Raw genomic sequence first — 22,227 nt, 5'->3', positions numbered from 1 at the left:
GGTTAGCCGGATATGTGGTAGCGCCGCCGACTTGGCAATGCGCGGACGCAAAAAAGGCGGGCAAAAGCCGCGTTTTGCGACCTGTGTATGAACAGACAGTCATCGGCAGGCGCGGCCATCCGGCGATTATGCAAGGTTACATAGCCCGGCCCCGGCGTTCGGACTATCGTCAAGACAGAATTGTCTCCAGCATTCCCGCCCAGGAAAAAATCTTCATGTTCAAGGTGAACAGCAGAAGAAACGCAGGCACCAACAACGAGCAAAACAGGCGCGCTCCCCAACGGCCCTGAGGGTCCGGAAACCGGATGGACCACATGGACACGAGACCGAACCCCATACTCAGTGCCAGGTAGAGGTAGTACTCAATTGGAATTGCCTGAGCGGTGAACCGGAAGTCTCCAGTTTCGTCAGGGTCGCCGAGGGTCGAAATGGCCAGAGAGGCAATCAACACATTCGCGAACAGGATCACAACGCAAATGAACGTTTGAAAACCGCGTTCACGACCCAACCCCCGGATCAAGCTCAACCCCAGTCCTCCAGTATGATGTCAAAACAACGAAACACCCTAACAGCATCGGCCTTGCAAACGGATGTCACGCAGCCGAGATCAGTCCACTTCACGCACCGCGCCCTTTGTAGCGCTGGTCGTCATTTTTGCGTAGGCGCGCAGGGCCTTGGTCACCTTGCGCTTGCGCTTCTCAACCGGTTTCCATGCAGCTTCGCCCCTGGCGTCCATTGCCGCCCTGCGGCTTGCCAGGACCGCGTCCGGAACATCCACCTTCAGGATGCGGTTCGGAATGTCGATGACGATCGTATCGCCTTCCTCGACCAGTCCGATTGCGCCGCCTTCCGCTGCTTCCGGTGACATGTGCCCGATCGACAGTCCCGAGGTTCCGCCTGAAAACCTGCCGTCGGTGATCAGGGCACACGCCTTGCCCAGCCCCTTCGACTTCAGATAGCTGGTCGGATAGAGCATCTCCTGCATGCCGGGACCTCCGCGCGGTCCCTCATAGCGGATCAGCACAACGTCGCTGGCCTTCACCTTGTTGGTCAGGATCGCCGAGACGGCACTGTCCTGGCTCTCGAAGATCCGCGCCGGGCCGGTGAACTTGAGGATGCCCTCGTCGACGCCGGCGGTTTTCACGACACAGCCCTCCTCGGCGATATTGCCGTAAAGCACCGCCAGACCGCCGTCCTTGCTGTAGGCATGGCCAGCCTCCCGGATAACGCCCGCCTGCCGGTCCAGGTCGAGATCGTCCCAGCGCCGGTCCTGGCTGAACGCGGTCTGTGTCCGCACACCGCCCGGCGCGGCCTTGTAAAAGCTGTGCACGCCTTCGGAGTTGGACTGGCGGATATCCCAGCGCGACAGCGCTTCCTTCATGGTTGTGGAATGCACAGTGGGAATATCCGTATGAAGCTTGCCGGCCCGGTCGAGTTCGCCGAGGATCGCCATGATCCCACCTGCCCGGTGCACATCTTCCATGTGAACATTCTCCACTGCCGGGGCGACCTTGCAAAGCACGGGAACCTGCCTGGAGAGACGGTCGATATCATCCATGGTGAAGCCGATTTCGCCCTCGTAGGACGCGGCAAGGAGGTGCAGGATCGTGTTGGTCGATCCACCCATGGAGATGTCCAGGGTCATAGCATTCTCGAATGCCCTGAAGTTGGCGATGTTGCGCGGAAGAACGCTTTCGTCGTCCTGTTCATAGTACCGCTTCGCCAGATCGACGATAAGGTGGCCGGCCTCGACGAAGAGGCGCTCGCGATCCGCATGAGTTGCCAGCGTCGAGCCGTTGCCCGGCAAGGCAAGGCCGAGCGCCTCGGTCAGGCAGTTCATGGAGTTGGCCGTGAACATTCCCGAGCAGGACCCGCAGGTTGGGCAGGCATTTTGTTCCATCGAAAGAACATCTGCATCCGACATGCCGTCATCGGCAGCCGCGACCATTGCATCGACCAGGTCAATGGATTTTTGAACGCCGTTTTCCAGAACGACCTTGCCCGCCTCCATCGGTCCGCCCGAGACGAAGACGACCGGAATATTCAGGCGCATCGCTGCGTTCAGCATGCCCGGCGTGATCTTGTCGCAGTTGGAGATACAGACGAGCGCGTCCGCGCAGTGGCCGTTCACCATGTACTCGACTGCGTCTGAAATGACTTCGCGCGACGGCAGCGAGTACAGCATCCCGTCATGGCCCATGGCGATGCCGTCATCAACGGCGATCGTGTTGAACTCCTTGGCGATGCCCCCTGCCTTCTCGATTTCGCGGGCAACCAGCTGGCCAAGGTCCTTTAGGTGAACGTGTCCGGGCACGAACTGGGTGAAGGAATTGGAAATTGCGATGATCGGTTTGCCGAAATCGTCATCCTTCATGCCGGTGGCACGCCAAAGACCGCGGGCACCGGCCATGTTCCGACCATGCGTGGAGGTTCTGGAACGATACGGGGGCATGTTTTTCTCCCTGGAACAGCGGCGCTTCATTTGTCGCGGCCAACAACGTTGTGACTGCGGCAAGCCGCATGCACGTGCCTGAAATTGCCTTTGAACCGGGGTTTGTCAGGTTTTCGACAGGATCGAAAGGCCGGATCAATCAAAAACAGTACGGTACGGTACGGTTCTGTTGACTTTCGAAACCCTCGCCTGCTCTAACTCCTTTCAAATGCATCGCAATCGGTGAAACCTTCCGCGGGAGCTTATCTTTTGACTTGCATCGGTGAACTGTGTCGGGCGAAGGTTGAAGTCCACACTATAGAACCCGCGCATCGAACGCGGGTCGGCAACGCGAAGGCGTTGTGGGGAGAAATGCCTTGCTGTTCTTGATTGCACTGTTGGCCGCAATTTTCGGCTTCCTGTTCGGGACCGATCAGGGGGTCATATCCGGCGCTCTGCCGCTTTTGAAAAAAGAATTCGTCTTCACGGCGCAAAGTGAAGGCTTCATGACCGGCGCGGTTCCCTTTGGGGCCATTTTCGGCGCCATCCTGGCACTCGTGACGGTCGACCGGTTCGGAAGGCGTCCTGTCCTGACGTTCTGCGCGATCCTGTTTGCGGCCGGGTCACTTGCCGCCGCAATGGCATTCAGCGTGTGGTCCCTCACCGTGGCACGGCTCGTGATCGGCGCAGCAATTGGCGCTTCGTCACTCGTCGCACCCATGTATCTCGCCGAGATTGCCCCGGCCCGTATCCGCGGTGCGGTCGTTTCCGCCTTTCAGTTGATGATCACGATCGGCATCCTCGCGGCCTTTGTCGTCGATTGGGCATTCTCCTTCACCGGCTCGTGGCGCTACATGCTGGGGTTCAGCCTGGTGCCCGCGATGATCTGCCTTGCCGGTATCGTCAAGGCACCCGAAAGCCCGCGCTGGCTGGTGCTGGCCGGCCGGGACAAGCAGGCGCGTGATGTTTTGAAGACCGTTCAGCCGGAGGCGACCCCCGAAAGACTGGACAAGATCGTCGAGGAAATCGAAAGCGGCCGACCGTCGGACCCGGTCGAGGAAAGCTGGAGCCGCTTCAAGGAACCGGCTCTGCGCGGACTGCTTATCTTCTCCGTTCTCGCGTTCTTTCTGCAGCAGTTCAGCGGGATCAACGTGATCATGAACTACGCGCCCCATATCCTTGAAAACGCCGGCTTCGAGGGTCTGGCCAATGAACTCGTCGCGACGATGGGTATCGGCGCTTTGAACGTGACCGTGACCATTCTTGCGATGATCGTTGTCGACCGCCTCGGACGCCGCCCGCTGTTCATCTTCGGCTTCGTCGGCGCGTTCCTGAGCATGGCACTGGTCGCGGTGCTGTTCCAGCTGAACGACAACAACCTGGCCTGGCTATCGCTTCTCGGCCTGTTCTCGTTCGTCTTCTTTTTCGCCATCAGCCTGGGCCCGCTTCCCTGGCTCTACATGTCTGAGCTGTTCCCGCTTGCCCTCAGGGGAAAAGGCATGGCGATTGCGTCCATTTCCAACTGGCTCTGCAATTTCCTTGTGGTTTTTCTGTTTCCTGTGCTTGCAGCAGGTCTCGGCGAGGCGATGACCTTCGGCATGTTCGCTGCCTGCTGTGCCTTCGGTATCTGGTACGCCTGGACCTTCGCACCCGAAACGCGCGGCCTGGTTCTGGAGGAAATCGATCAGACAATTGCGGGCGCACCCGAAACCGGCAAAACCGGCTAGCGTCCGGGTAATCAAAAATGCCGGTGCAGGCTGTTCACCTGCACCGGCTTTCCTTCAGGTTGCCCTGGATGAGTGGATGCCAGGCAACCAGGAGGAACTGGGTCTTACTGCGCAGCCACGGCGCTCTCGGCAAGGGCCGGATAGTCCGTGTACCCCTTCTCGTTGCCGCCGTAGAGCGTGTCGGGATCAAGTGCGTTGAGCGGAGCCTCCTTTTCCAGCCTGTCGACCAGATCCGGATTGGAGATGAACGGGCGCCCGAAAGCGACAAGATCAAGCGTGTCCGAACCGACCGCGTCGACTGCCAGCGCACGGTCGTAGCCGTTGTTGCCCATCCGCGCGCCGTCGAAAAGCGCATAGAGTGCTGCAAGATCCCCGCCTTCTGGTAAGTCGCGCGGACCGCCGGTCTGACCTTCGACAAGGTGCAGATACGCCAGATCGTAGCCGTTGAGCAACCTGATCACATGGGAGAATGTTTCCTGCGGATTGCTGTCTGCAATGTCATTGGCGCTGGAGAACGGGCTGAGCCGTACCCCGACCCTGTCGCCATCCCACACGGACACCACCGCGTCCATGACCTCCTTGAGAAAGCGCGAGCGGTTTTCGACCGGACCGCCATAGGCGTCGTCGCGCCTGTTCGATCCGTCGCGCAGGAACTGGTCGATCAGGTAGCCGTTGGCTGCATGCACCTCGACACCGTCAAAGCCTGCCGCTTTCGCGTTTTCAGCCGCCTGGCGATAGTCTTCCACGATGCCCGGGATTTCATGCGCTTCCAGGGCGCGCGGCATTGGCGTATCCACGAACTGGGTGCCGTCGAATGTCTTGGAGTTCGCGGCGATCGCGGACGGAGCGACGGGATCCGCACCGCCTGGCTGCAGAACCGGGTGGGAGATCCGCCCGACATGCCAGAGCTGAATGACGATCTTGCCGCCTTTGGCATGCACGGCATCCGTCACCTTTTTCCATCCCTCGATCTGGGCTTGGGAATGTATACCGGGCGTCCAGGCGTATCCCTTGCCCTGCGGCGAGATCTGGGAGGCTTCCGTGATGATCAGCCCTGCCCCTGCACGCTGACCGTAGTATTCTGCGTGCAGTTCGAAAGGCGCGTCGTCTTCCGCCCGTGCGCGATTGCGCGTCAGCGGCGCCATGACAATGCGGTTCCTGAGTTCGAGCGAGCCGGCCCTGGCGGGTGTGAACAGCTTGTGATCTGACATTTTCGGTTCCTTTTCAATGTCGTCGGAATGCGATGCACAATTACGGACCAATCAGTCCATATTTATCTGTGAGAATCTCGTCTTTGCAAAGACCGGCCCAATCGGTGTCTCTGTCAGGCCGGAAGAATGACCTTTGCCTGTTTCAGGGTGTCAGCGATCCGGTCTTCCGGATATCCGGCTTTCCGCAAAGCCAGTGTTCCGATCGCCAGCGAAGAAAGAGCACGCGCCCTGCCGCGCACGGCGTCCGGATTGTCAGGATCGAGCACCTCCGCGAAGATTTCCTCGATCCTTTCCAGATGCCTGCGCCCGATCTCGGCCACGCCTTCGTCGTGCGGCGCAAGTTCGGTAATACAGTTCACGAGCATGCAGCCCTTCACGCCGCCCTGGGGATTGGAAAGCGCCTGCATCATGGCATCCACGGGATTTCCTTCTGCAGATTGCGCGACGTTTTTCAGGTTCTGCAACCCATTGCGGGAATAGTGCGACAGTGCGCGGCGGAACAGCGCCTGCTTGCTTTCGAAAGCAGCGTAGAAACTCGATCTGCTCAGACCCATCGCCTTTGTCAGATCGTCCAGCGACGTTGCTTCAAAACCCTTTTGCCAGAAGACCAGCAGCGCGGCTTCCAGGGCAGCCGCCTCGTCGAAGGTCCGCGGCCTGCCGGGGCCCGGAGCGCGGTTCTTTTTGTCGGATGACTGAAGGGCGGCGTTGGTCATGCGCCTAATATGGACTGCCCGGTCCTGAATGCAAGATGCGCGTCTGATATTTTCGGACCGACCGTTTCAAAATAGGGAATCTGATTGGTCGCATCCCCTGGTCACATTCGGCAGGATCCGGAAAACGCATCCCCGACATCGTCGAAAACCCGCGCCACGGCTTCCATTTCGTAGAGCCTGCTGGTGCGGCGCACCCCCTCGACCAGATAAAAATCCTGGATCGGAAACTGGTTGGAGTTGAACCGGAAATCCCCGCGCACACTTTCAAACGGTGCGGCATTGATGGCGGACAGCATCGCTTCCCTGTCCTTGGCACCACCGGTGAGCTCCAGAGCGAAATGAATGAGTTTCGCCGCATCATATCCCTGTGCCGCGTATGTCGACGGCGCATAGTTGTAGGCTCTGCGAAACTCCCGTACGAACCGCTTGTTCGCCGGGTTGTCCAGGTTGGGAGCCCAGTGTGCGGCAGAGAACAGCCCCTCGCCCATCTCTTTCGTGTAAGGCAAAGTGACGGCATCGACCGTTTTGGAGGACAGGAACGGAACTATGCCCTTCAAACCGGAGGTCTGGAACTGCTTGACGAGTTCCACCCCCATGCCGCCGGGCATGAATGCAAATATCGCGTCGGGTTCGATCTCCGCGATCTGATCGAACTCAACCGAAAACTCCGTCTGCCCCAGCTTCGGAAAAATCTCGCGTGCGATCTGTCCCTTGAAATGCCGCCGGAACGCTGCGATGGCGTCACGTGCCGCCTCATAGTCCGGCGCGATGGTCACGACCTGCTGATAGCCCTTGAGGCTGGCATAGCGTCCCATGGTCTCGTGCACCTGATCGTCCTGTGCCGCGGTGGAAAAGAAATACCGGCTGCAATTGCGCCCGGCGATGGGCGCAGGTCCGGAACTTGTCCCGATGAACAGGGTCCTGGACCGCACCACCGGATCGTGGACCGCAAGCATGATCTTCGAGAAGTTCACGCCAACCAGCAAGTCGATGCCATTCTCGTTGATCAGCTTCGTGATTTCCTTGACCGCATGATCCGGGTCGAGTTTGTCGTCAACGACAAGAACGTTCGTCGGCATACCGCCCAATGCGCCGTTCGACTGATTGACGGCGAGCATGAAGCCGTCGCGCATGTGTTCGCCGAAGACCGCGGCCGGACCGGACAGGGTCGCCATGAAACCAATCCTCAGTTCCTGTTGCTCCGGTTCCTGCCCGTGCGCTGCGGACAGAAACACGCCCAGCCCCATCACAGCTCCAACAGCTTTTGAGATCACCCAGCGTTTCATCGTTTCCTGCCCGTTCATCGATGCGTCGTTCGCCTCCGGCACAGAATCTCTGCATGCCGATGCGCATTCAAGCATGGCAAAGACTGGTTATGCATTTGCAAACGCGCCGGCCCGGGCCCTTATCCAGAACACAAGCGCGTCAAAATTGGCCGCAAATTCCCCAGTCTCGCCGCAATCCGGCCCGTGTGCGGACGCATTAACAAAGGTTAATGCCGTCTTACCCAAACAAGGTGACCGCATTGCGCGTGCCCGAACCGCATCACCAGGAGGGCCAGATGTATCCAGTAACCGCGCCAGCCAAATCATGCGCCATGCCGAAAGACCGGCCTGAATATTCAGGAAAACCAATTCAGGCGAGACGCGATTTCAAAGTGATCGGAAGTACGCATTCGAGCGCGGAGTTCCGAAGGTCGCTCAGGAAAATCGACCCGGGCGAACTGGCTTCGAAGATACTGCAGTTACACGCTGCTGCCGAGGACATTGACGACACAGGTCCGCAAAAACCGAGCCTGGCTGCCGGCTCAAACGACGGCCCGTTGGAGATGCCGGGCATTCTGCGCAAGGCGGATCATGCCGAAAAGATTGCTGATGTCGTCAATCGGTCTGCGCAGAAGACCCCACGATCTAAAGCTCCTGGTGGCCGACGGTTCAGCACGCCCCGTTTCAGAACCCTGGCCGCCGGAACACTGCTGGTCGGGTTGGCAGGCGGTGCCGCGCTGGCGCTCGGCCTTCCGGACATGATGATCGCGGATGCGCCGGCAACACGCCCCGTTTCAACCGAACTCATCGTAACGGAACCACCCTTGGCTCCCGCCGCCGGGACAACGGTCGCCGACACGGCACCGGCCATCAGCGATCATGAAAGCGCCGGGATAGCGAACCCGTTCAATACGGCAACACCGCAACAGATTGCCGAAGCAAAGGACCGGTTGAGGCTTGCCTTTGCATCGGGAAACACAGGCATTGCGCACATGTCGCCGGGTAGTGGCGATCGTGCTGTCGCTCCGGTCTATCCGCAGGCACCGTCCGATCAGCCCGCAGCCACGGAGGCAGTGCCGAACACAGCTGTTCCCATCGCCAATCCGACACCGGGATTGAGCACGCCGGCCTATGCCCGCCGGAGAACCGCCGACCCGCAGTCCCCAAGGCCTCAACCCCGGGAAAATGAAGCGGTAGCGACGAACAACAGCCCGGATGCGGTCCTGATTAAGGCAGCGGCCGGGCCTGCACCGGTTGAGGCATCACCAGAGCAAGGGCCTGGCGCATATCCGAATTCAGGCAGGACCACGGCCTCGGTCAACATGCGCATTTCGGAAAAGAAAAACAGCGAGATCATCGCCGTGATTCCGGGCAACACCGCTGTCAGTTTCAATGAATGCGGCAAATGGTGGTGCGGCGTGGAATATGAAGGGAAAACGGGGTTTGTCGGTCAGCGATTTGTTAACCGCACGGTGCAATGAGACCCTGGCCGAGGCATCCAGAGTAGAGACTTGTTAAGACCGCTGACATAGGCTGGTTTCCGTGACGTCCGGCAACAGGGAGTTGCACTTCCGCACAGGCCACACCACGTGCCTTTGCATCGCCTGTTCTGCCAACGGAGGACCCGAGATGCTTCATCGCCGCAGGATGACTTTTTGCACGTTTTGTCTTGGCTTGGTGATCGGCGTGCCTGTTTCTGCTTTGGCAGACGGAACCGATTGCGTGGTTTACGCCACGGACTACGCCAATTCCTATGTCGGCAACGGTGACGTTGTTGGCGACGCAGTCTCCGGCGGAATGGCAGGGTCGGTTGTCGGTGGTGCCTGGGCCGGACGCTCGGGTGCGGCACGCGGGGCGCGCGCAGGCGCGGCCCTCGGTGTCCTGAACAACATGGGCTCCATGCCCGGTGGCTGGCAGGCGCTTTACGACACGGCCTACCAGATGTGCCTTCAGCAGACATCCGGCGTGAATGCCGCCCCCTACTACGGCGACCCGGCTTATGCTCCGGCACCAAACCTTCAGGCTCCGTCGTCAAATTGCCGTTCGTCAGCACGCGTCAACGCACCGCTCAGGCGCAGCCCGGAAGGCGGCATCATGGTGGGGTCGGATTTCGGCAACTGCCAATAAACGTCACCTGACATGTGCTCTTCGTGGATGAGCGCGTCTTTGCCCGCCGTTCCGGTTGACCTTGCAGGCGAAGCGCAGTCAACTATCGCCGACTTCCAGTCGACGCGCATTTGGCTGCAACACCGCAACAACAGGACCATTCATGACCCGCCGCAAGAATTTCGTGCTCACCATTGCGACCGGCATCGCCGCAGGCCTTTGCCTCTTCACAACCACCGCGTCGGCACAGCAATGCGGCGGCGACTTCAGGCAGTTCCTGGCAGGGGTCAAACAGGAAGCGGTCGCAAAAGGGCTTTCGCCCGACGCGGCAGACCGGACCCTGGCCCGTGCCCAGATCGACAGGAAGGTTCTGTCGCGCGACCGCGCGCAGGGCGTATTCAAGATGACCTTTCTGGATTTTTCCAAGCGGGTCATTTCCAGCTATCGCATGAAGAACGGCGCGGCGAACATGAAAAAGCATGCCGCCATTTTCCAGCGTACGGAAAACGAATACGGCATCCCCGCGCCAGTGATTACCGCATTTTGGGCACTGGAGACGGATTTCGGCGCGGTGCAGGGCGACTTCAACACGGTCAACGCGCTCGCAACTCTTGCCCATGACTGCCGGCGTCCGGAGCTTTTCCGCCCCCAACTGATAGCCGCGATCGAGATGGTGCAGCACGGCGACCTCGATCCGCAGCGCACGACGGGAGCCTGGGCCGGTGAAATCGGCATGGTTCAGATGCTGCCCGAAGACATCATCAAATTCGGCCGTGACGGCGATGGCGATGGCCACGTGAAACTGAAGCAGAGTGCGTCGGACGCGATCCTGACCGCCGGAGCGTTCATCAATCACCTGGGCTGGCGTCAGGGCGAACCGTGGCTGCAGGAAGTCACTGTTCCCCAGAACCTCAACTGGTACGAAACGGGCCTCGGCAAGACAAAGACAGGCGCGCAATGGGCCGCGCTCGGCGTTCAACCGCGCTGGGGCCAGATCTCGCCGAACCTTCCCGCGTCCCTGCTGCTTCCGCAAGGCCGCAAGGGGCCGGCCTTTCTGGCCTATCCGAACTTCGACATCTATCTGGAATGGAACCAGTCGCTTATCTACACAACGTCCGCTGCCTATTTTGCGACCCGCCTTGCCGGCGCACCGCGCTACAATGCCGGCAATCCTGACCAGGGGCTGAACGATGCCCAGATGAAGCAACTTCAGACCAAGCTGCAAGCCAGAGGCTACGACGTCGGCAAGATCGACGGGATTCTGGGTGCCGGAACCCGCGGAGCCGTTCAGGACATGCAGCAAAAGCTCGGCATGCCGGCGGACGCATGGCCGACCCCTGCCCTGTTGAACAAGCTTTAGGACACGGGGTCTGTCGCCCGTTTCCTGTCTGCATGAAAACCGTTCCGGAGCAGACAGGTTCCACCGGATGTCAAGAAGCTATCTGCCGCCGAAGATGGCCATGGATTGCGCCGGCCCAAGTTTGTGCAGCGTGACATAGTCCTGAGATTGCACCAACGGTCTTTTCGGGATCCAGTAGTTCTCAATGACGAATTCGGTGATCTCGATCCGCTGTTCCAGCGTGTAATCGTGCGCGTGTGGGTAAAGCAGGATCATCCAGACCACCGCCATGAACAGGTCGAAGTCGTCCACCCAGAACTGGACCTGGCGCGTCTCTGAAGAGATCTCGCAATCCCTCAGCGCATGAACCTCGCGCAATTGCTGCCTGAGTCCGAGCAGGTCCTGATCCGTCGATGCGCCGAAAAACCTGTTGGCAAAACGATTGTAGAGCCAGGTGGTTGTGTGCGGCCGTGTTTCCCGGGCTGACATCATCACAGCGTGGATTGCGCCGTTCGGGGCAAGGGCCTCGTCGTAGAGCGCTTTCACAAGCCTGGGCCAGGTGGCGGCATTGGAATAATAAAGGCTGTGATGAAGTGTTATAAGATCCTGACGGCTCCCGTCCAGCAATGCGTCGCGGGTACGCCCGGCTGCGGCGCCATCGCGAAAATCGATCGTGTAGTCGCCTTGCACGAGACGCACATTTTCCAGGCGCTGACGTGTCTGACGCTCCTGAAGCGTTGCCAGCGCTGCGCCATCAATGTCGTAAAGCCACAGGCCTCTTTCAAAGGCGGACTGAAGAATTCGGAATTGCGGTTCGTTACCTGCGCCGATCGAGAGGGCCGAGAGGTCCCTTTCTTCCTTCATTCTCCTATGGATCGCCCTGATGGTGCGCATCAGGCTGGCAGCGACATCAGGTTTTTCTGACGCATGGCGCGCCCAGATCCTGTTCTGTTCGAATATGTTGTAGTTTGCGGCATCAAGACCGCGTTCGACAAGACTGTCCGATTTGACCAAATGCACGCGCGTATCCTCCGAGGTGCCTGCGCCCGAGTTGGACCACATCCTTCTGCCCGGCGCGTTCCTCATGAGAGATAAGATGCAAGCCTGGAATTACTTGTGAAATTTTGTTCATAAAGGGCTGTGTTACGTTAGGTTTTTGTCATGTTTGTCCAAGAGAGCATTTGGTCGACACCGCCCCTAGGTGAAATCACTCAGAGACCCGGTCTCAACTTGCATTTCCCAAAACCGGTTACCCATTCCGGTTGACCTGGTGCCATGTGAACCAGACACATCCACACGCCAGCAAAAGGGCACTAGTGCGTTGAATTTGCAGTTCGTTCGAAGCCCACAGCAAAAAGAGACGAACTACAGATTCAGATGACTAGTGCAATCCCTTGACCGGTGCATCATCGGGAAGAACCGCTTCCTTGCCGTCTCCCAGCATGAAAACCGCAAGAATGCGCGTTTCACCGTCCGCAGTGTTCCTGCCCTGGTGGGTCACGGCCATCGCTTCCATGAGCCCCTCCCCCTCACCGAAGACCTTCTCTCCGATGCCTTCGTAGAACACGCTGACTTCGCCTTGCAGGATATAGGCGAAGAGCGGCGCGCCATGTTGATGCCAGGCCGTTGTTTCACCTGGCTCCAGTGTCACGACAATTGCCCTGACCGAAGCGTCTTTTTGCGGAAACGTGATCTTTTCGCCTGCGATGGTTTTGTCGCCGGAAAAGACTTCACGAACCTTGTCATAAGATCCATTTGAGGACGCGGATGACTGGACACTGGCCGCAGCAGGAGCTTCGGGCTTTTCTGCTGGTATTGCCGTTCCGTCCGTTGCCTGAGCCGGCAGAGCCGCCGCGCAGACCAACATCGAGAAACCGGCCCACAGCATCTTGAAGCCCTGCCGGCATGCGCGATGTCGCGACCGGCTCATAGCTCGATGCTCGCACCCGGCATCAGCGTGTTCACCCTTGCCGCCTCCGGAGCCATGGCGGTTTCGAACGCATCAGCCGACTGGTCAAGGATCGGGAAGGTTCCGAAGTGACAGGGCACGATCGTGTCAAAGTCGAAAAAGCGCGTGCAGGCCATGGCCGCGACCTTGCCACCCATGGTGAAGCGGTCCCCGACCGGAACGATCCCGATCTTGGGCCGGTAGATCTCGTTGATCAGCGCCATATCGGAGAAAATGTCGGTATCGCCCATGTGATAGAGCACCTTCTTTCCCGGAACCTCGATGATGACACCATGCGGATTACCGAGATAAATGGCCTCACCGTCCGTCTGCTTCGATGAGGAATGGTCCGCCCGCGTCAGCGCGACCTTGAATGTGCCGGTATCGACCATGCCGCCGGAGTTCATGGGATTGATGTTTTCAATCCCCTGCCTGCCGGCCCACATGCAGATTTCGAAGTTTGAAATCAGCTGCGCGCCATTCTGCTTCAGGATCCCGATGGCATCGCCGATATGATCGTCATGGCCGTGCGTCAGCACCACATGGGTGACACCATCGCTAACCTGATCGACCGACTGACTTTCCGGAAACGACGGATTGCCGGTGAGGAACGGATCGAACATGATGGATGTGTCTGCGAACTCGAGCTTGAAGGCGGAATGACCGTACCAGGTGAGTTTCATCTAAATCTCCTGCGCAAACGCGTTTTTGTGCTTTGAGTTTAGACGCTGACTTCATTTGTGCAAGAAAGGGTTGTTGCAGCCAGCGGTCCCCCTGACAGTTCCAACTGGCCTTTTGGGACCGGCCCTGATAAAGCGCCTTCATGGCAAACGACCCTGCACTTTCCATCGAAGATTTCGTATCGGCCCTGCCGCGTGACGGCCGCTTGATCGGGCTCGATCTGGGCACCAAGACAATAGGTCTTGCGCTGTCGGATATCGGCCGCGGCATTGCGACGCCGATGGACACAATCCGCAGAAAGAAATTCACGATTGATGCCGAGCAACTGCTCGAAGTTTGCGGGAAACAGAATGTCGGCGGCATTGTCCTCGGATTGCCCTTGAACATGGACGGCAGCGAAGGCCCGCGCGCGCAGGCGACACGCGCATTCGCCAGAAACCTCTCCCAGAAAACCGAACTTCCGATCACCTACTGGGACGAACGCCTCTCGACAGCCGCCGTCACGCGGACGCTGCTGGAGGCGGATTCCAGCCGCGCGAAACGGGCCGATGTCGTTGACAAGATGGCCGCCGCCTACATCCTGCAAGGGTTTCTCGACCGGCTCGGGGTCATGGCTTCCGAGGACTGATACCCCGCCTGAGCGAGATCCTGGCCCCGAACGGGCACCTGCCTCATGTGGACATCGGGCATGAGTTGAATTCGTACTTGTGCACCGTGCCGATTCTCCCTATAGGGATGGTCTCGATGACCGCGACAGACACCCATCGAGACAGCCCCTACCCCCATCGCCATTTGCTGGGCATTGAAGGGCTTCACCCCCACGAAATTCTGGGCCTTCTGGACCGTGCCGAAGAAGCCGTCGAGGTTTCACGGCAAGTCAACAAGCGCAAGCAGGTCCTTCAGGGCCGGACCCAGATCAACCTCTTTTTCGAAAACTCCACGCGCACGCAGAGTTCGTTCGAGCTTGCCGGCAAGCGGCTTGGTGCGGACGTCATGAACATGGCTGTCTCGCATTCCTCGGTGAAAAAGGGGGAAACGCTGATCGACACGGCAGCAACGCTCAATGCGATGCATCCCGATCTCCTGGTGGTCCGGCATCATGCTGCCGGCGCGGTCCATCTTCTGGCACGCAAGGTCGGCTGTTCGGTGGTCAATGCCGGTGACGGACCGCACGAGCATCCGACCCAGGCGCTTCTGGATGCGCTCACAATCCGTCGTCACAAGGGCAAGATTGCCCGGCTGACGGTGGCAATCTGCGGTGACATCGCCCATTCACGCGTCGCCCGTTCGAACATCATTCTGCTGAATGCCCTCGGCGCGCGGGTCCGTGTCGTCGCGCCGTCGACGCTGCTGCCCTCCGGGATCGCCAAGATGGGAGTGGAGGTCTTCAACGACATGCGCGCCGGACTGAAGGATGCTGACATCGTAATGATGCTGCGGCTGCAGCGCGAGCGCATGAACGGCGCCTTCGTTCCCTCGGTGCGCGAGTACTACCGATATTACGGCCTCGATGCGGAGAAACTCTCCGTTGCGCGCAACGATGTCCTGGTGATGCATCCCGGTCCGATGAACCGGGGCGTCGAAATCGACGCTTCCATTGCAGATGGTCCGCAAAGCCTGATCAGGGAACAGGTTGAAATGGGTGTCGCCGTCAGAATGGCGATCCTCGAGGCCCTCGCAGCCAATCTGCCGAACCAGTAGAGGAAAGATCCGTGGCACTCGATACTCCAAGACCGCTGGTTCTTTCCAATGCCAGGGTGATCGATCCGGCGCGCGAGCTGGACGCCCCCGGTTCCATCATCATTGCCGACGGCACCATTCTGGCGGCAGGCCCGGAAGCGGCCAACCAGGGTGCGCCCTACGGCGCGGAAATAGTCGACTGCAAGGGGGCGATTGCCTGCCCCGGCCTGATCGACATGTGCGTGTCCGTCGGAGAACCCGGCGCGGAGCACCGTGAGACCCTTGCAAGCGCGTCGCAGGCAGCGGCCGCTGGCGGCGTCACGACGATCTGCACGATGCCGGATACGGACCCGGTCATCGATGACCCGGCGCTTGTCGACTTCATTCTCCGGCGCGCGCGGGACACGGCGATTGTCAACGTGCATCCGCTCGCGGCGCTGACAAAGGGACTGAACGGCACCGAGATGGCGGAGATCGGCCTTTTGCAGGAAGCCGGTGCGGTCGCTTTCACGAACGGGCACAAGTCAGTCGAGAATGCGCAGGTGATGCGCCGCATGATGACCTATGCGCGCGACTTCGACGCGCTTGTCATCCACCACACGGAGGACCCGGATCTTGCCGGCGGCGTCATGAATGCTGGTCTGAATGCCAGCTGGAAGGGCCTTTCCGGCGTTCCTCGCGAAGCCGAGATCATCATGCTGGAACGGGATCTTCGTCTGGTCGGCATGTCGAAGGGCAAGTATCACGCGAACCTGATCTCCACGTCCGACAGTGCCGATGTCGTGCGCACCGGCAAGAAGCGCGGCCTGGACATCACGGCGGGGATTTCGATCAATCACCTGACGCACAACGAAAACGATATCGGTGCGTACCGGACCTTCTTCAAGATGTCGCCTCCCCTGCGCGATGAAGACGACCGCGAAGCAATGATCGCCGCAATCGCCGACGGAACCATCGATATCATCTGCTCCAACCACGATCCGCAGGACGTTGAAACGAAACGCCATCCCTGGGCGGAAGCGGAAGACGGCGCCATCGGACTTGAGACCATGCTGGCCGCGGCCCTTCGGCTGTTTCATTCCGGGCAGGTCGACCTGGTCACCTTGCTGGGCGCGATGACAAACAAGCCGGCCGACAGGCTCGGACTGGAGACCGGGCGCCTTGCCAAGGGTGCCCCGGCGGATATCGCCGTGTTCGATCCGGACCGGCCGTGGGTGCTTGAAAAGAGCGCCATCCGATCGCATTCGAAAAATTCCCCATTCGAAGATGCCCGGTTCTCCGGGCGGGTCTTGCGGACGGTTGTTGCGGGCAAGACAGTGTTCGCGCACTCCTGAGACGCGGCAGGCTCACCTGCAAGCGCCGCATTCAGACTGCATTCAGGTCACATGGTGTTCAATCCAGGCTGCAAGTTTGCGCCGGTCCAACCGGGCCGCGCAAATTCAGGGAACAAATGGATTGATACATGCGTGCGTTATTATCGACACTCTTTGTGATCGCGGTTGCGGGGAGCCCCGTTCAGGCGGCCGATCTCTACATGAAATACAAGCTGTTCGCGGTCGGACTGCCGATCGGTTCCGGCGTGATGTCCGTCGATTTCGGCAACGGCTCCTATTCCATCGACGCCAACGGTGGAACCGCGGCCTTCGGCAAGCTCGTGTCGGATGGAAAGGGGTCCGTGAACGTCCGCGGCAACGTTGCCAGCGGCACGCTGCAGCCGAAGAAATTCGCCCTGAAAGTCAAAAGCGACGATGAAAACGGCACGATCTCGATGCAGATGCGCAAGGGTGCTGTCCAGAAAGTTGCCGTGAACCCGCCGCAGGATCGGATGAACCAGAGGATCAAGGTCACTTCCGATCATCTGAAAAACGTCCTGGATCCGCTGACCGCCGCCGTCTTTCCAGCACCCAAAGGTCTTTCCGCAGAGAGCTGCAACCGCACGCTGGAACTGTTCGATGGAAAGGAGCGTTACAACGTCCATCTGAGCTACAAGTCGAAGCGGCAGGCCAAAACATCCGACGGCCGCTTCAATGGCGAGGTGCTTGTCTGCCGCGCCCGGTATGAGCCGATTTCCGGACATCGTCCGAAACGCAAGACAATCCAGGAGCTTGCCAACAACAAGTCGATGGAAATCTGGCTGGCGCCGGTCGGCGACAAACCCTATCTCGTACCGCTCAGAGCGAGCATAAAGGCCCCGTTCGGATCACTGGTCGTCAAGGCGGAGAAATACAAGCTCAAGGGGTGATGCGAATAAACCTGCAGCCACCTGCGTGCGCGGTGCAGGTTTCGCGCGCCTGCACGAAGCTTGCCGCGGTGTGGATGCCGTATCGGGACTTGATCCGCACCGGCAGCCGGTTACAGTGCCGCTGAAATTTACACAGCGCGACAGGGAGTGGATTCGCGTGCCTGATCCGATCAGCTGGGAGTTCGCCTGGCCTTATTATCTTGCCGCCCTCGCCTTCGGCTACCTGCTGGGATCGATCCCGTTCGGCCTTGTCGTGACACGCATGGCCGGGCTGGGAGACATCCGCAACATCGGATCCGGCAATATCGGCACGACGAATGTCCTTCGAACCGGCAAGAAATCCCTTGCAGCCGCGACCTTGCTCGGAGACGGTCTGAAAGGGACAGTCGCCGTCCTGGTGGTCAACGCGCTTTACGGTCAGGACATGGCGCTCGTTGCCGGTCTTGGCGCTTTCCTGGGGCACCTGTTTCCGGTCTGGCTCAAGTTCAGGGGCGGCAAAGGTGTCGCGACCTATATCGGCGTCCTGCTGGGTCTGTACTGGCCTGCGGCCTTGATCTTCGTCGGATTGTGGATCGGCATGGCTGTGGTGTTCCGTTACTCTTCCCTGTCGGCGCTGACGGCGAGCCTGGTAACACCCGTCCTTCTCTATCTCGTGCTGAGCCGCTTTCAACTTGCAGAGATGACACTTTTCATGACCGTGCTCTTGTGGATCAAGCACCACGAGAATATCGGCAGGCTGCTGCGCGGTGAAGAAAGCCGGATCGGTTCGAAATCGAAACCGGCGCCAGCCAGCGCAGCGGACGCAGACAGCGGAGGCACATGAACGCAAGCCACGAGAATAAAACACGCTGCCTCACCGAGGAGCAGCGTCTTGCGTGGCTGCGTTTAATACGATCTGAAAACATAGGTCCGTCCACGTTTCGTGATCTTCTGGATCATGCCGGGTCGGCGGAGCAAGCTCTTGAAATTCTGCCGGCGCTTTCAAGACGCGGCGGCAAACGGAGCTATCGGCCCTGCTCGGAACAGGATGCGATCGACGAACTGGAGGCGCACCGGCGCTTCGGCGCCCGGCTGGTGGCCCGGGGCGAACCCGACTACCCGCCCCATCTGCAACACATCGACAGTCCACCGCCCTTGCTCTCGATCAAGGGAGGTCCCGTGACCGCAAATCCGCAAATGGCAGCCATTATCGGTGCCCGGAACGCATCGCTTTCCGGCCGCAAGCTCGCAGCCGCCTTCGCCCGCGACCTCGGCGCGCACGGATTTGCGATTGCTTCGGGTCTTGCGCGCGGCATTGACGCAGCAGCGCACGAAGCAGCGGTTCCAACCGGAACTGTTGGCGTTTTCGCGGGCGGACTGAACGTTCTTTATCCACCTGAACACGGCCCACTCCTTGCGGCTATTCTGGACGCTGGCGGTGCGGCCATTAGCGAAATGCCCTTCGGATGGAAGCCGCGTGGACGGGACTTTCCAAGGCGAAACAGGCTGATTTCGGGCGTTTCGCTCGGCGTTGTCGTGATCGAGGCCGCGAAGGCCTCCGGGTCACTTCACACCGCGCGTTTCGCCCTGGAACAGAACCGCGACATTTATGCAGTGCCGGGCTCCCCCCTTGACCCGCGCTCAGAAGGGGCGAACGGCTTGATCCGCCAGGGTGCGACGCTCGCGAGATCCGCGCGGGACGTTCTGGAAGGACTGGCGGGACGCACGGGGATCGAGCTGCCGCTTTTTCACGGCATGTCGGAGAAGGATCACCGGGCCGAAGCCATTGTCGAGGGCCCCGCAGATGGCACCAGAGAGCGTATCATCGAAGCCCTCGGTCCCGCGCCGATGCAACTCGACGAATTGATCCGGTTCGTGAATGCCGATGCCCGCACAGTGAACGTCGTATTGCTGGAACTTGAACTTGCCGGGCGCCTTGAGAGGCATGCAGGACAGAAGATTTCTCTGATGATGGGGTGACCGGACGCCGGGAAGCCGCGCTTCGGAGGCACCGACGGCGTGTGTGCCCTGTGGGCAACTCAACCGTGGAAAACTCCCTCAAATGCGAGGTCACTTGACCCCGGACGCGCAAAGGTCCATTTGACAGGCGGCGCATGATCCGTGATCGTCTGCGCACCTCAATTCTCCTTCTCCACCGGGCGGGGGCTCCGTTTCCGGCAAAATTATTTGGGTAAGAATGAACGTCGTTATTGTGGAATCGCCGGCGAAAGCCAAGACGATCAACAAATATCTCGGCACCGATTATACGGTCCTCGCGTCTTATGGCCACGTGCGCGATCTGCCTCCGAAAGACGGTTCGGTTCTGCCAGACGAAAATTTCGCGATGAGCTGGCAGGTGGACAGCAAATCCCAGAAACGGCTGTCGGAAATTGCCAATGCGGTCAAGGACGCCGATCGTCTCATTCTCGCGACCGACCCCGACCGCGAGGGAGAGGCAATTTCCTGGCACGTTCTTGAAGTGCTGCAGAAGAAACGCGTCCTGAAGGACAAACAGGTTGAGCGTGTGGTGTTCAACGCGATCACCAAAAAGGCGATCCTGGAAGCGATGGACAATCCGCGCCAGCTGGATGGTCCTCTCGTCGATGCCTATCTTGCCCGTCGCGCCCTCGACTATCTTGTCGGCTTCACGCTTTCTCCCGTCCTTTGGCGCAAACTGCCGGGAGCCCGCTCTGCGGGCCGGGTGCAGTCGGTGGCGCTCCGCCTGATCTGCGACCGGGAAATGGAGATCGAGATCTTCAAGCCCCAGGAATACTGGTCGATCTTTGCCAACATGAAGACGCCCGCCGGGGACATGTTTCAGGCGGGACTGACCGGTTTCGAAGGCCGCAAGATCGGCCGCCACGACATCAAGAACGAGGCCGAAGCAACAACGATCAAATCGATGCTCGAGACCGCGAGTTTCTCGGTCGACAGCGTCGCGTCGAAACCGGCGAAACGCAATCCCGCCGCCCCGTTCACCACATCGACCCTGCAGCAGGAAGCCTCGCGCAAACTCGGCTTTGCAGCCTCCCGAACGATGCAGGTGGCGCAGAAACTCTATGAAGGCATCTCAATCGGCGGAGAGACCTCCGGTCTCATCACCTACATGAGAACCGACGGGGTCCAGATTGCCGGTGAGGCCATCGCCGCCGCGCGCAGCGTGATCGGACAGGACTTCGGGGACAAGTATGTGCCTGAAAAACCGCGTGCGTATTCTTCCAAGGCAAAGAACGCCCAGGAAGCGCACGAGGCGATCCGCCCGACAGACCTCGCCAGACGGCCGAAGGACGTCGCCAGGTTCCTCGATCCCGATCAGGCACGGCTCTATGAGCTGATCTGGAAGCGCACCATGGCCTCCCAGATGGAGTCCGCCGTCCTGGAGCGCACGACGATCGAAATCGTTGCAAGCGGCTCCGGCAAGAACGCCAACCTCAGAGCGACCGGCTCCGTCGTCCGGTTCGACGGCTTCCTGGCACTTTACCAGGAAGGACGCGACGACGAGGAAGACGAGAATTCCCGACGTCTGCCCGCCGTCGACAATGGCGCAACGCTTGTGGCGACTTCGGTTGACGGAACGTCCGACCCCATCGAAGCGACCCAGCACTTTACCACGCCGCCGCCGCGTTACACCGAAGCCAGCCTTGTCAAGAAAATGGAAGAGCTGGGGATCGGTCGCCCGTCGACCTATGCCTCGACGCTGCAGACCCTGCGCGACCGGGACTATGTTGAACTGGAAAAGAAGCAGCTGGTTCCCCAGGACAAGGGACGCATCGTCACCGCGTTTCTGGAAAGCTTCTTCCGGCGCTATATCGAATTCGATTTCACCGCGAGCCTGGAAGAACAGCTCGACAAGATTTCGGCCGGCGAACTGTCGTGGCTCGATGTGCTGCGCGACTTCTGGACCAGCTTCTCCGGCTCGGTCGACGATATCAAGGATCTGCGTGTCGCCGAAGTCATAGATTCCCTCAATGAATTGCTCGGACCGCATATCTTCCCGCCGAAGGAAGACGGGAGCGATCCGCGCAAGTGCCCGAGCTGCGACACGGGACAGCTTTCGCTGAAGGTCAGCCGCTGGGGTGCTTTCATCGGCTGCTCGAATTATCCGGAATGCGGTTTCACCCGCCAGCTCGGCAAACCGAACGGCGAAGACGGCGATGCGGACGAGGGTCCGAAGGTGCTTGGCACGGATCCAGAAACCGGCCAGGACGTGTCGCTGCGCAACGGCCGCTTCGGTCCTTATGTCCAGCTTGGCGAGGAAGCCAAACCGAAGCGCGCTTCCCTGCCCAAGGGCTGGTCCGCCCCGGACATGGACCTCGACAAGGCGCTGCAGTTGCTCTCCCTGCCGCGCGAGGTCGGCCTTCATCCGGAAGACGGCAAGATGATCACGGCCGGGATCGGCCGCTACGGCCCGTTCGTCCTGCATGAGGGTACCTATGCCAATCTCTCTGCTCCGGACGAGGTCTTTTCCGTCGGGATCAACCGTGCGGTCGATGCTCTTGCCGAAAAGCGGGCCAAGGGCGGCGGACGCAGGGGCGCGGCCGCAACGCCGCTGAAGGAACTGGGCGAACACCCGGATGAAGGCGGACCCGTCAACGTCTATGACGGCCGCTACGGCCCCTATGTCAAACACGGCAAGATCAATGCGACCCTGCCCAGGGACAGCGACCCCAAGGCGGTAACGCTGGAACAGGCGTTGGAGCTTATTGCGGCAAAGGCGGCGAAGGGCGGCGGCAAGAAGAAGGCCGCGGCCAAGAAGTCGACCAGCAAGAAGGCTTCGTCCGCAAACGGCAAAGCCAAAACTGCAGCCAAGAAGACGACCGCCAAAACCGCCAAAAAGGCGGAAGTCGATGCGTCGTCCGAAGACGTTCCCTGGGATGACGCGTCTTGAACGCGAAACGGATCAAC

19 protein-coding genes are annotated in these 22,227 nt (G+C 59.9%); 11 read left to right on the top strand and 8 right to left on the bottom strand.

The window, feature by feature from the left end:
* Nucleotides 1-169: 169 nt before the first annotated feature.
* On the bottom strand, nucleotides 170-526 hold the full coding sequence (locus tag RBB49_RS14490) for a hypothetical protein (RefSeq protein WP_306143559.1): 357 nt from the start codon (nucleotides 524-526) through the stop codon (nucleotides 170-172).
* Nucleotides 527-607: 81 nt separating this feature from the next.
* Nucleotides 608-2,452 carry a dihydroxy-acid dehydratase gene (gene ilvD, locus RBB49_RS14485; protein ID WP_306143558.1) on the bottom strand — a complete coding sequence of 615 codons (1,845 nt, stop codon included), beginning with the start codon at nucleotides 2,450-2,452 and terminating at the stop codon, nucleotides 608-610.
* 356 nt (nucleotides 2,453-2,808) lie between these two features.
* Here ilvD and RBB49_RS14480 point away from each other — a divergent pair, with 356 nt between their 5' ends.
* Nucleotides 2,809-4,158 carry a sugar porter family MFS transporter gene (locus RBB49_RS14480; RefSeq protein ID WP_306143557.1) on the top strand — a complete coding sequence of 450 codons (1,350 nt, stop codon included), beginning with the start codon at nucleotides 2,809-2,811 and terminating at the stop codon, nucleotides 4,156-4,158.
* 104 nt (nucleotides 4,159-4,262) lie between these two features.
* On the opposite strand, the gene RBB49_RS14475 is transcribed toward RBB49_RS14480, so the two are convergent.
* The 3 genes from RBB49_RS14475 to RBB49_RS14465 all read right to left on the bottom strand — a co-directional run bounded on the left by RBB49_RS14475 (nucleotide 4,263) and on the right by RBB49_RS14465 (nucleotide 7,410).
* Entirely contained in the window at nucleotides 4,263-5,369 is a 1,107-nt protein-coding gene (locus RBB49_RS14475; RefSeq protein WP_306143556.1) for an alkene reductase, read from the bottom strand.
* A gap of 113 nt (nucleotides 5,370-5,482) precedes the next feature.
* A complete protein-coding gene (locus tag RBB49_RS14470) occupies nucleotides 5,483-6,082 on the bottom strand; it encodes a TetR/AcrR family transcriptional regulator (RefSeq protein WP_306143555.1) in 600 nt (199 codons plus the stop codon).
* 101 nt (nucleotides 6,083-6,183) lie between these two features.
* Nucleotides 6,184-7,410, bottom strand: coding sequence for an ABC transporter substrate-binding protein (locus RBB49_RS14465; protein ID WP_306143554.1), 1,227 nt, complete (start codon nucleotides 7,408-7,410; stop codon nucleotides 6,184-6,186).
* 329 nt (nucleotides 7,411-7,739) lie between these two features.
* Between RBB49_RS14465 and RBB49_RS14460 the strand changes: the two genes are divergently transcribed.
* From RBB49_RS14460 to RBB49_RS14450, 3 genes are all read left to right on the top strand, one after another.
* Nucleotides 7,740-8,828 carry a hypothetical protein gene (locus RBB49_RS14460; protein ID WP_306143553.1) on the top strand — a complete coding sequence of 363 codons (1,089 nt, stop codon included), beginning with the start codon at nucleotides 7,740-7,742 and terminating at the stop codon, nucleotides 8,826-8,828.
* 205 nt (nucleotides 8,829-9,033) lie between these two features.
* Nucleotides 9,034-9,474, top strand: a complete 441-nt coding sequence (locus RBB49_RS14455; protein ID WP_306143552.1) for a hypothetical protein — start codon at nucleotides 9,034-9,036, stop codon at nucleotides 9,472-9,474.
* A gap of 142 nt (nucleotides 9,475-9,616) precedes the next feature.
* Nucleotides 9,617-10,813, top strand: a complete 1,197-nt coding sequence (locus RBB49_RS14450) for a lytic murein transglycosylase (RefSeq protein WP_306143551.1) — start codon at nucleotides 9,617-9,619, stop codon at nucleotides 10,811-10,813.
* 78 nt (nucleotides 10,814-10,891) lie between these two features.
* Here RBB49_RS14450 and RBB49_RS14445 read toward each other — a convergent pair whose 3' ends face one another.
* From RBB49_RS14445 to RBB49_RS14435, 3 genes are all read right to left on the bottom strand, one after another.
* Nucleotides 10,892-11,812: a hypothetical protein gene (locus RBB49_RS14445; protein WP_306143550.1), complete on the bottom strand. Its 921-nt coding sequence runs from the start codon at nucleotides 11,810-11,812 to the stop codon at nucleotides 10,892-10,894.
* A gap of 361 nt (nucleotides 11,813-12,173) precedes the next feature.
* Entirely contained in the window at nucleotides 12,174-12,722 is a 549-nt protein-coding gene (locus RBB49_RS14440) for a cupin domain-containing protein (protein ID WP_306143549.1), read from the bottom strand.
* Complete coding sequence (locus tag RBB49_RS14435; RefSeq protein ID WP_306143547.1) at nucleotides 12,719-13,423, bottom strand: metal-dependent hydrolase; 705 nt, start codon at nucleotides 13,421-13,423, stop codon at nucleotides 12,719-12,721. The genes RBB49_RS14440 and RBB49_RS14435 overlap by 4 nt, the downstream gene beginning before the upstream one ends.
* 140 nt (nucleotides 13,424-13,563) lie before the next feature.
* On the opposite strand from RBB49_RS14435, the gene ruvX reads away from it, so the two are divergent.
* The 7 genes from ruvX to topA all read left to right on the top strand — a co-directional run bounded on the left by ruvX (nucleotide 13,564) and on the right by topA (nucleotide 22,210).
* The gene (gene ruvX, locus RBB49_RS14430; protein WP_306143546.1) at nucleotides 13,564-14,049 is read left to right on the top strand and encodes a Holliday junction resolvase RuvX; all 486 of its coding nucleotides are present in this window, start codon (nucleotides 13,564-13,566) and stop codon (nucleotides 14,047-14,049) included.
* Nucleotides 14,050-14,156: 107 nt separating this feature from the next.
* A complete protein-coding gene (locus RBB49_RS14425) occupies nucleotides 14,157-15,122 on the top strand; it encodes an aspartate carbamoyltransferase catalytic subunit (RefSeq protein WP_306143545.1) in 966 nt (321 codons plus the stop codon).
* Between the two features lie 11 nt (nucleotides 15,123-15,133).
* Nucleotides 15,134-16,435, top strand: coding sequence for a dihydroorotase (locus RBB49_RS14420; protein ID WP_306143544.1), 1,302 nt, complete (start codon nucleotides 15,134-15,136; stop codon nucleotides 16,433-16,435).
* Between the two features lie 128 nt (nucleotides 16,436-16,563).
* Complete coding sequence (locus RBB49_RS14415; RefSeq protein WP_306143543.1) at nucleotides 16,564-17,343, top strand: DUF3108 domain-containing protein; 780 nt, start codon at nucleotides 16,564-16,566, stop codon at nucleotides 17,341-17,343.
* A 157-nt stretch (nucleotides 17,344-17,500) separates the two neighbouring features.
* Nucleotides 17,501-18,166: a glycerol-3-phosphate 1-O-acyltransferase PlsY gene (gene plsY, locus RBB49_RS14410; RefSeq protein ID WP_306143542.1), complete on the top strand. Its 666-nt coding sequence runs from the start codon at nucleotides 17,501-17,503 to the stop codon at nucleotides 18,164-18,166.
* The gene (dprA, locus tag RBB49_RS14405; protein ID WP_306143541.1) at nucleotides 18,163-19,302 is read left to right on the top strand and encodes a DNA-processing protein DprA; all 1,140 of its coding nucleotides are present in this window, start codon (nucleotides 18,163-18,165) and stop codon (nucleotides 19,300-19,302) included. The genes plsY and dprA overlap by 4 nt, the downstream gene beginning before the upstream one ends.
* A 217-nt stretch (nucleotides 19,303-19,519) precedes the next feature.
* Nucleotides 19,520-22,210 (top strand): type I DNA topoisomerase, encoded by a 2,691-nt coding sequence (gene topA / locus RBB49_RS14400; RefSeq protein WP_306143540.1) that lies wholly within the window; start codon nucleotides 19,520-19,522, stop codon nucleotides 22,208-22,210.
* The last annotated feature ends 17 nt before the right edge of the window (nucleotides 22,211-22,227 follow it).

This window comes from Roseibium sp. MMSF_3412, assembly GCF_030733265.1.
GTDB lineage: Bacteria > Pseudomonadota > Alphaproteobacteria > Rhizobiales > Stappiaceae > Roseibium.
The sequence above is the reverse complement of the archived record's forward strand: the minus strand, read 5'-3'. Positions and strand labels throughout refer to the sequence as shown.